Annotated in this window: 7 protein-coding genes; all 7 read right to left on the bottom strand. The window is 48.0% G+C overall.

The window, feature by feature from the left end; all coding sequences use genetic code 11:
• Positions 1–385 precede the first annotated feature (385 nt).
• Complete coding sequence (locus tag VIM72_RS16990) at positions 386–2599, bottom strand: sodium-translocating pyrophosphatase (protein WP_332004024.1); 2214 nt, start codon at positions 2597–2599, stop codon at positions 386–388.
• A 178-nt stretch (positions 2600–2777) separates the two neighbouring features.
• Positions 2778–4295 (bottom strand): NAD(P)H-hydrate dehydratase, encoded by a 1518-nt coding sequence (locus VIM72_RS16985; protein ID WP_332004023.1) that lies wholly within the window; start codon positions 4293–4295, stop codon positions 2778–2780.
• A 100-nt stretch (positions 4296–4395) separates the two neighbouring features.
• Entirely contained in the window at positions 4396–4923 is a 528-nt protein-coding gene (locus VIM72_RS16980) for a hypothetical protein (RefSeq protein ID WP_332004022.1), read from the bottom strand.
• An 84-nt stretch (positions 4924–5007) separates the two neighbouring features.
• Positions 5008–6219, bottom strand: coding sequence for a Na+/H+ antiporter NhaA (nhaA, locus tag VIM72_RS16975; RefSeq protein WP_332004021.1), 1212 nt, complete (start codon positions 6217–6219; stop codon positions 5008–5010).
• Between the two features lie 95 nt (positions 6220–6314).
• A complete protein-coding gene (locus VIM72_RS16970; protein ID WP_332004020.1) occupies positions 6315–8198 on the bottom strand; it encodes an OstA-like protein in 1884 nt (627 codons plus the stop codon).
• Between the two features lie 9 nt (positions 8199–8207).
• A complete protein-coding gene (locus tag VIM72_RS16965; protein ID WP_332004019.1) occupies positions 8208–9206 on the bottom strand; it encodes an MlaD family protein in 999 nt (332 codons plus the stop codon).
• 125 nt (positions 9207–9331) lie between these two features.
• A partial coding sequence (locus VIM72_RS16960) for an N-acetylmuramoyl-L-alanine amidase family protein (RefSeq protein WP_332004018.1) occupies positions 9332–10131 on the bottom strand: 800 nt, incomplete at its 5' end.

The following is a 10131-nucleotide window of genomic DNA, read 5'->3' as shown; positions in this document are numbered from 1 at the left end:
GCGGCTAAGGATAGTCGCCTTCGGCGATGCGTATGTTGTCTGACTCAGGATTACGCTGATTTTACTGATGATGTTTTTGGGATTAATAAAGGAGGCGGGGAGATGTAAGCAGATAAACCAGACTGCTGAAGGCGATTTAGCGAAGGTCTAAGCATTTATAATTCCTGATCTGTTAAATAAAAATCTCCAAAAGAAATCAGCAAAATCATCATAATCCTGAGTCAGACAAAACCCGCGTCAGACAAAATCCGCATTTGATTTAAAAACTCAGGGGAGACATAAGCATCACTTGCTTATATCTCCCCTGCTATTTCATAAAATCCGGTAAAATCTCAAAAGTATAATCAGTAAAATCAGCGTAATCCTGGGTCAGACAACATCCGCGTTATTTCTTTTCCCCCAGGTAAGCCGTTGCCTTAGCACTTAATGTTTTAGCAGCCGGCTGCACAATGGCTGTTTTGGCAGTAGGAGGTACCGGCGGCTGTTTGGTATGGAACATTTCAGCCAGCGTAGGCGCAATCACCAGGGACACGATAGACATTAGTTTAATGAGGATGTTCATGCTCGGGCCTGAAGTGTCTTTAAAGGGATCCCCAACGGTATCGCCGGTTACGGATGCTTTATGGGGCTCGGATTTCTTGTAGTAGGTTTCGCCATTGATTTCAACGCCTTTCTCGAACGACTTCTTGGCGTTGTCCCAGGCGCCACCGGCGTTGTTCTGGAAAATTCCCATCAGCACGCCGCTAACAGTTGCACCGGCCAGGAAACCGCCCAACACTTCAGGTCCGGCCAGAAAGCCCACCAGTAAAGGGGAAACCAGTGCGATGGCGCCAGGCAGCATCATTTCACGGATAGATGCCTGGGTGGAAATGGCCACACATTTATCGTATTCCGGTTTGCCGGTACCCTCCATAATGCCGGGGATCTGGCGGAACTGGCGGCGTACTTCTTCCACCATCGACATGGCAGCACGGCCTACCGCAGCAATAGCAAGGGAAGAGAAAATGAAGGGGATCATACCACCCACAAATAAACCTGCCAGTACATCGGCCTTATAGATGTCGATACCCTGGATACCCGCTACGCCTACAAAGGCAGCAAACAGCGCCAGTGCGGTTAATGCAGCGGAAGCAATGGCAAAACCCTTACCGGTAGCGGCGGTGGTGTTACCCACAGCATCGAGGATATCTGTTTTTTCCCTTACTTCTTTAGGCAGTTCACTCATTTCAGCAATACCACCGGCATTATCCGCAATGGGACCAAAAGCATCGATAGCCAGCTGCATGGCCGTGGTGGCCATCATACCGGCTGCCGCAATGGCTACGCCATATAACCCCGCCAGGGAGAAGGAACCGGCAATACCTGCTGCCAGCACCAGGATGGGCAGGGTCGTAGATTCCATACCTACAGACAAGCCCCCAATGATATTGGTAGCGGCGCCGGTGGCAGATTGACGGATAATTGATTTTACCGGGCGCTTACCCATTGCTGTATAATATTCAGTAATGATACTGATCAGCGTACCTACGGCCAGTCCTACCATGATGGCGCCAAATACCTGTCCCCGGGTAAATTCATGACCACGTAAGGTCATGGTGCTTTCCGGCAGGATCCAGTTTACCAGGAAGTAGGAAACGATGGCAGTTAATATGATAGAGCCCCAGTTGCCCATATTCAGCGCTTTTTGTACTACGCCGGTATTCAAACCCGCACTTTCACTGATGCGGACAAAGAAGGTACCTATAATAGAGAAGATAATACCAGCGCCTGCAATGATCATTGGCAGCAGGATAGGAGCAATGCCTCCGAATGCATCCTGCGATACCGTTTCAGAGCCCAGTACCATGGTGGCCAGTACCGTGGCCACATAGGAGCCAAACAGGTCGGCGCCCATACCTGCTACGTCGCCCACGTTATCGCCTACATTGTCTGCAATGGTGGCAGGGTTCCGTGGGTCGTCTTCCGGGATGCCGGCTTCCACTTTACCTACCAGGTCGGCGCCTACATCGGCGGCCTTGGTATAAATACCGCCACCCACACGGGCAAACAGGGCGATACTTTCAGCGCCTAATGAAAAACCGGTGAGCACCTCAATAGTCTTGATCATTTCAGCGGTATTGGCAGCCGCCCCGAAATATGATTTCAGTATAATAAACAAGGAGCCCAATCCGAGAACAGCCAAACCGGCAACACCCATTCCCATGACGGAACCGCCGGTAAATGATACCTGCAGGGCTTTGGCCAGGCTGGTACGGGCTGCATGCGCAGTACGGACATTGGCTTTAGTGGCTATCCGCATGCCTATAAAGCCTGCAGTGGCCGAAAATACGGCCCCGATGATAAAAGCCAGTGCAATAGACCAGTGAGAGTTGTCGTGCGTAGCGCCCATGTATCCCAGCAACAGGGCAGCAATAATCACAAAGTAAATAAGGACTTTATACTCAGCCTTCAGAAATGCCATAGCGCCTTCAGCAATATGCTGGGCTATCTCTTTCATTTTGTCGTTACCTGCATCCTGGCGCGACACCCAGGAGCTTTTAACAGCCGTAAACAGTAAAGCCAGTAATCCAAAACACGGAACGAGGTAAACTATATTCATGTAAGCGAAATTTATAAATACGTGGTTGACAAAAAAGTTTAGTAATTAAAAAAAATAGGATTCCAAAAAAAATATTCAAATGAATATAAAACATAAATTATTAATTGTGTACGTGGCAAATAAAATTATTGTACACATGGGCCATGAGTAAGTATTTCGGCCGAAAAAAATAAAATGCTCAGATCCCTTCCCGGAAGGCTTTGCCCAGGAAGGTAATAATATCGGACGCCGTCATGGCTTCCTGCGACAGCTCCGCCGCTGCCAGGTCGCCGGCATAGCCGTGCAGCCATACACCCAGCAGCATGGCGGCTTTCGGGGTATATCCCTGGGCCAGTAAACCGGTCAGGATACCGGTAAGCACATCCCCGCTACCGCCGGTGGCCATACCGGGGTTGCCGGTATGGTTAAAATACACCGCACCGTCGGGGCAGGCAATAGCAGTGTACCGTCCTTTCAGTAAAATATACAGTTGCAGTTCCACGGCTTTGGCGGATAATAATTCCAGCCGGGCTATATCGTTGGCAGTTTTGCCGAATAACCGCTCAAATTCCTTCGGATGCGGGGTCAGCATGGATCCTTTCGGTACCTTATATAACAGGTACGGATATACGGAAAGCAGGTTAAGGGCATCGGCATCTATTACCATAGGTCGTTGCCAGGCATCCATCAGCAATTCCATTGATTTGGCGGTTCCTGGTTGCTTATCAATGCCGGGGCCAATTCCTATGGCCTTATAACCGGCAACGCTCACCCCTTTGTGGAAATGGGTGCTGTAATGTGGATCCTCATCGGTGATGCACATGGCGGCAGGCTCGCTGATCTGCATGATCTGGGTGCCACATTGCGGTACATGGCAGGTAAGCAGGCCCACCCCGGCACGCAAACAGGCGCGTGCGCTCAATACTGCCGCCCCCATTTTTCCATAACTGCCGGCTATCAGCAGGGCATGGCCATAAGTGCCCTTGTGGGCGAAAGGCTCGCGGGGCCTGTAAATAGTGCGTATGATTTCCCGGTCGGCCAGGTGATATCGTACCGGCGTTTGCGTTATATAGCCGGAATGCAGTCCTATAGGCAGTATATGTACTTCACCCGTGCAGGCCGCATTTTCCGGTAAAAGGAAAGCCAGTTTATAAAATTCAAAGCTTAACGTAGTATGCGCCTGTATAACCGGGTTATGCAGGCTGCTTTCATCGGCCATGAGGCCGGAAGGCATGTCTATGGCTATAATGGGATGTTTATGCCGTTGTTCATTGATGCGGTGAATAATTCCCGCTACCCAGCCGTCTACCGGCCGGCTTATACCGGTACCAAAAATGGCGTCAATAATAATGGCATTGGGAGGCAGTTCCGGGAAGTCGGATACATCGCCGATGGTATGAATTGTTGCGGGATAGTGTTGTTGCAATGCTTCGAACTGATGTTCATGATCAGGGCTTGCTTTACTGCTATGCTGCAATATGCAGGTATGTACTTCGTAACCATGCCCGGGCATTAAACGGGCTATTACTAATCCATCTCCCCCGTTATTTCCTTTCCCGCAAAAAATATAAACAGGATGCGCGGGAGAATAATGATCTTCCAGCCAGGCGGCACATGCACCGGCGGCCCGTTCCATGAGACCGGTACTGCTGATAGGTTCATGGGCGATGGTGAAGGCATCTGCCTCCCTGATCTGTGCAGCGGAGAAGATTTTCATGTCCGTTTGTTGAACATTAAAAATACTTCAAAATAAGGAACATAAAAAAACGGACCATGCTTGCCTCATGATCCGTTTGTAATGAAGTGGTCGCCGGGGATTAAAAAGTATATCTGGCAGACACACCGCCGATCTCCTCACCAAGATAGTTGGTGGGTCCAACAAACTGTACGTAAGGTTTCAGATCAGCACTGATGTTTAAAGGAATTTTCTTGAAAGTGTATTCGATACCAATGATGCCATCCAGGCCCGGAGATACATAAGTACCCTTGCCCTTGTCGATATAACGGTCCCAATCATAATCGCGGCGGTCGTAGAAACCAACGTGCGCACCGCCACCGGCATACATATTCAGTTCAGGCACACCAATATTCCAGTTGTATTCGTACAATCCGGTGAAAGTAACGTTTGTTTTATGTGAGTGGTTGGTAGTTACCAATCCTTCAATGGCATGAGGGCCCTGGATAAAATGTTTAATGGTAAAGCCCACTACCCATGGATTCAGGCGAACACCCAATGCTGTTTCATAATTGGAGGGATCGCTGCTCTGGTAACTTTTTTTCTTCTGCGCGTTTGCCTGAATTGCGATGATAGCAATAAGGCTGAAAAGTAACACGACTTTTTTCATAGATCTGTTGTTTGAATGAAACTTTAAAATATACGTGAGAAACGTTGGCTTATTCTCTAAAGTATATACACGACGAAATTAATTTCAGGGTTGCTTTGCAAGAACAGTGCCAACCGGTTTGATCAGCCGCAGAAAAATAAACCCGGCAACGCCTGCTACAACGGAAGCAACAATTACGGACATGATAGCTATAATCTGTAATTCCCTTTCCTGGTAGGCCAGTGAAGAAATAAAAATAGACATGGTAAAGCCAATGCCTGCAATAAGACCAACGCCCAGGAGCTGCAGCCAGCCGGATTTTGAAGGTAGTGCGGCCAGCTTGAGCTTTACGGCTGCAAAGGAAAGCGCAAAAATACCAAGTGGCTTTCCAAGTACCAGTCCGGCAATAATGCCATAGCTGATATTATTTTGCAAGGCGCCGGAAATATCTGCAGGTAAAAGGATAGCAGTATTGGCCAGCGCAAATACGGGCATGATAATAAAATTCACCGGATCATGTAAACTATGCACCAGTCCTGCGATACGTTCCTGGGGAATACAAAACGCCAGTAACACACCGGCAATCGTGGCATGTACGCCTGAATTAAAGAGGCAATACCAGAGCACAACACCGGGAATGTAATAAAGGATCAGCCGCTGTACTTTTAAAAAGTTCAGCAGCAACGGGATAAGTAAAACGACGCCGCCAATCAGTAAATATTTTACATCGAGGTGCGGGGTATAAAAGATGGCAATGGTTAATATGGCGCCGAGATCGTCGATAATAGCCAGGGCCATCAGGAAAATTTTAAGGCTAACAGGTACCCTTCTGCCCAGCAACGACAGGATCCCCAGTGAGAAAGCAATATCCGTGGCCATCGGGATTCCCCACCCATGGGCATAAGCGGTACTTTTATTGAAGATGGTGAAGATCAGCGCAGGAAATAACATGCCGCCGATAGCCGCCAGTACGGGTAAAACGGATTTGCGCAGGGAGGATAATTCTCCTACGGTAAGCTCTCTTTTTATTTCCATACCAACCAGGAAAAAGAACAGCACCATCATACCATCATTTATCCACAGCAGCCAGGAGTTGGGAAGGTGCAAAGAGCGGTATTCATAATGATGGCCGCCAGCCGGATCAAATAACGTATTCCAGAACCCTATATAATCTTCCTGTGCACCGGTATTAGCCAGTACCATTGATACAATGGTGCATATAATGAGCACTATTCCTACCGCGCGACTATCTTTCAGAAAAGTATGGATAGGGGATATCAGTGTTTTCCGGACGATGTTTACAGCGTTTTTGATCACGGCGTTTTTGTTTGGTGAAGAAATATTTCCGGGAGATATGATATTGGAAATGGCTGCGGTGAAGCAGCCATTTCCAGGTATCCTTACAGCGAAAATTATTGCATTAGCTCGTATTTCGTTTTGGGCTGCCGTTTAATATCCCATTTAAAGTTTTCCAGCAGCAGCTGGTCCTTAGGACGTTGTGTAAACGGGTACACGGTGCCTTCCGGGTCTTTGATCAGTACAACTTTATCTACTTCCCCTTTTTTGAAGAAGATATTGATAATAGCGCACTGGGCTTTATTCACGCTCATATAGGCCCCGGCCTTGTCCTTGATATAATTAATGGTTTCTGCGTTCCCTTCCACGTGCATCCAGTCGAGCGTTTCCGCCAGCACGTAGCCGGTGATCACATTACCTTTGATCTGGTTAAACATGCCCGGTCCGGCTTCATTGATGATAAAGCCGTTGTTTTTGAGCAGCATTTTATCTGCTGTCTGGTTTTTGGTGAACATAAGGATGGTATCGCCGCTGAGCTGGGTCGTATTATTGGACCACAGCACCGGGGTGCCATAGAAGCGGAAGACCGAATCCTTTGAAGTATAGTATACGCTGTCTGCCACACCCTGCAGGGAGTCGGAGAATATTTTTACATGGTGGTAAGCAAGAATATAGCGTTGCTCGCTGGTGTCTTTTGGTGCAGAAAGTGCCATACTGTCTGCATGGTGTTTAATACCCGGCAGGGAATCGTGCATCACCACATCGGGTGTGGGCGCTACTTTTACGTTCTTCACTGCAGCATCCAGTTTTTGCCTGGTTTGTGCGAGGGTGCTGTCGGCAATGAACATCATAACGTTGGCGGCTACACTATCCTGTTGCCGCCGGGCGATGGAGTCGCCTCGTGTGACCGGTGATATAGTGGCGGTGAATTTCTCCGGCGGCCGTATATTTTTGAGTGGCCTGAGATTTTTTGTGGGAGATTCCGGTAAGCGTTTGAGCCCGGCCACGGAAGGAATAGACAGGCTGTCGTCTGGCCTGATCACGCCTGAAAACAGCGTATCGGCGGCCATATACATGGTGTCTTTATTTTTTTCCATGATGAGTAATGGCTTCTGGGTGGCAAGCACTGTTTTTTCGCGTTGGTTTACGATGCCTTTGTTGGCCAGCAGCGACATTTTGCGGGCGGTATCCTTATACACCATATTACCGGTGGCATAGGCCATACCGGTGAGCTTATCCATTTCTATATTATCGGCGGTGATAGTGCTGGTACTGTCTTCAATGGTGGGGCGGTTACCAAAGTTGCCATATCCTTTTTCCGTATCATAATAACCACTGGTGGCGTACATCACACTTTTATCGTTATTGTTGATAGTAGTAGGCGCTACAATGGTGGCTATTTTAGTGTCGGTGTTATAGAGCAGTTCATCTGTGCTGAGGGTGTATTCAGGGTCTACCAGTAATACGTTCCGCATGAAGTGCATTTCTTTGGTATCGGTGTAGTAGTAGCCCTCATCGCTGGTGAGCACACTTTTACCGTTTACCAGTTTACCGGTTTTAACATACGAGCCTATTTTGGCGTTCATGTCGTATTGCAGCTCCGGCCCGGTGATGGTCACTTTACCATCCGTCAGTTTTGCATCTTCCCGGAGGATAGCGATGCGGGTGTTGGCATCATAATTCAGGTAATTACCGTAAATGTGGATACTGTCGGCCTGATTGATATGTATATGACCGTATGCATCGATAATGTTGGTTTTATTATTTTTTACGGCGCTGTCGCAATTAAACAGGGTAGTGCCCTGTTTAAAAACGGCGCTGCCAATGAAGCGGGTAACACTGATCGAATCTTTTTCATTCATGATCAGTGTATCGGCGTGAATAATTTCAATTACAGACCCGGTTTTCGGCGCAGGTTGTGCCGGAAACTGGGCGCTGGCCGTAGCTGCCAGCAGGCAGATGACGGCCAGAAAGATCCCTGATTTTATGTATCGATGCATTGATTCTTATTATTGTACCGCTGCTGTGTCTGAAGGTAACGGTTTCGTTTTGTCTTTTTTGCCAAACAGGGAGAAGTGTACATAGCGTTTCGGATTCACCCGCAGGTCTTCCAGCAGCTTATTCAGATTCCCCAGTGAGTACTGAAGGTTGTTATACACTTTTTTGTCGTTCAGCAGCATACCTGCGGTACCATCGGTCGTATTCAGTTTATTGATGGTTTGGTTAAGGCTGGTGACAGTTTGCTGCAGTTGCAGCAGTGTTTTATCAATGTTGCCGTTAGCCAGTGCGCCGGTAGCTTTTTGTGCGTTGTCGAGTATACCGGTAATTTTAGCATTATTATCTTTCAGGTTGCCGGTAACGGCAGCCAGGTTATTGAATGTTTTCTGGATATTGCCGTTGTTGGGATCCAGCATACTGTTCAGTGATGCGGAGGTATGCGTAAAGTTACGCATGGTGGTATTCAGGTTGCGGATAGCATCCTGGAGGTTGCCTTTTGCGGTGGTATCGAGAATGGCGTTTACCGACATCAGTACGGAGTCGATATTTGACAGGGTACCTTCCAGTTTTTTTACCAGCGGGTTAAGCTGTTCTTTCAGGGCGTCTGTCATGGAGCCGTCCACGGCAGCGTAGATGGTGTCGCCGCTTTTCAGATATTCGCCGGCGTTACCCAGGTCCAGCTGCACTGTTTTGGTTCCCAGCAGGTCGCTGCTGATACGGGCCACGGAATTACGGGGAATTTCTATTTTTTTGGTGATGGTGATGGCTACCAGGATACGGGAAGCATCTCTGTCCATTACCTCCAGGTTAGCAACGTTACCTACCACCAGGCCATTTACCTGTACCGCGTTGGCTGGCTGTAAACCATTTACCTGGTGATAAACGGCATAAATGGTTTTATTATGTGAAAACAGGCTTTTTCCCTTCAATAAATTAAAGCCCAGCACAAGTAAGGTTATACCTAGTACAGTTAATACACCTACTTTGGTTTCATTAGATAATTTGAGCATGAGATTCGTATACGTTCACGCAAAAATAATCAAAAAGCATGCACGGGAAGTGATCGTACGAAAATGTTGGTAATAAAAAAGAGGAAAGGGGGATAATAAGCAGGGGTAAACGGGAGGCAGTATGATTAGCAGGTGGTTACGAAAGCGCCTTTAAAACCCAGTTTGCGGGCTTTGCGCATGGCGCCGGAGGCCTGTTCATCGGTTTTAAACCGCCCCAGGATATATTTGTTGAGTTTTTTTTTATTCATTACCACCGGTTGGCGGTTAACGTCACCGTGGAGCTTCCTGAAAATGGAAGCTCCCGGTTTATAGAATTTATCTGTGATCATGAGTTGTACGCAATAGCTGTTGGCGGATACAGGCGCCTGCCTGCTGCTGCCATTGCCGCTGTTGCTGTACGCGGTAGTATGGTTGCTGCTCCCGGAGGATACCCTGGTGGTAGAGGGTTGGGTATTGCGGTTAGTGGTAAACCTGTCGAGTTCATCACGGTAACGCTTAATGGCTTTATAGATACAATTGGCCAGTTCCTGTTGCCCGTTATTGGAGTTGAGATAATCTTCCTCCTCAGGGTTACTGATAAAGCCCAGTTCCACCAGTACGCTGGGCATTGCGGTGGCCGACAGCACCCAGATACCTTTTTCATTTCTTTGCCTTGCTCCGCGGCTGATACGCCCTACCCGTGTAAATTCATCCTCAATGAGGGTAGAAAGGCGGAGGCTTTGGTCGAAGTAGGCGTTTCTCAGGGTATTCAGCAGGATGAAGGTTTCCGGATCTGTATCATCCATCAGCTGCTTGGTTTCTTCTGAGTTGGCATCCAGTACGATCACGGAGTTTTGTTTGAGGGACTCCATTTTAGCGTTATTTTTACTGGTAGCCCATATATACGTTTCCGTGCCTTTGGCATTGCTGGGGTAATAAGCGTAAA

The organism is Chitinophaga sp. (assembly GCF_036569185.1).
In the GTDB taxonomy this organism is placed as follows: domain Bacteria; phylum Bacteroidota; class Bacteroidia; order Chitinophagales; family Chitinophagaceae; genus Chitinophaga.
Note: the sequence above shows the minus strand (reverse complement) of the source record. Positions and strands in the feature narration are given on the sequence as shown.

What these genes read in the sequence shown, in the direction of transcription:
- VIM72_RS16990 (WP_332004024.1), bottom strand. Translation starts at nt 2,599, where the DNA reads ATGAATATAGTTTACCTCGTTCCGTGTTTTGGATTACTGGCTTTACTG.
- VIM72_RS16985 (WP_332004023.1), bottom strand. Translation starts at nt 4,295, where the DNA reads ATGAAAATCTTCTCCGCTGCACAGATCAGGGAGGCAGATGCCTTCACC.
- VIM72_RS16980 (WP_332004022.1), bottom strand. Translation starts at nt 4,923, where the DNA reads ATGAAAAAAGTCGTGTTACTTTTCAGCCTTATTGCTATCATCGCAATT.
- VIM72_RS16970 (WP_332004020.1), bottom strand. Translation starts at nt 8,198, where the DNA reads ATGCATCGATACATAAAATCAGGGATCTTTCTGGCCGTCATCTGCCTG.
- VIM72_RS16965 (WP_332004019.1), bottom strand. Translation starts at nt 9,206, where the DNA reads ATGCTCAAATTATCTAATGAAACCAAAGTAGGTGTATTAACTGTACTA.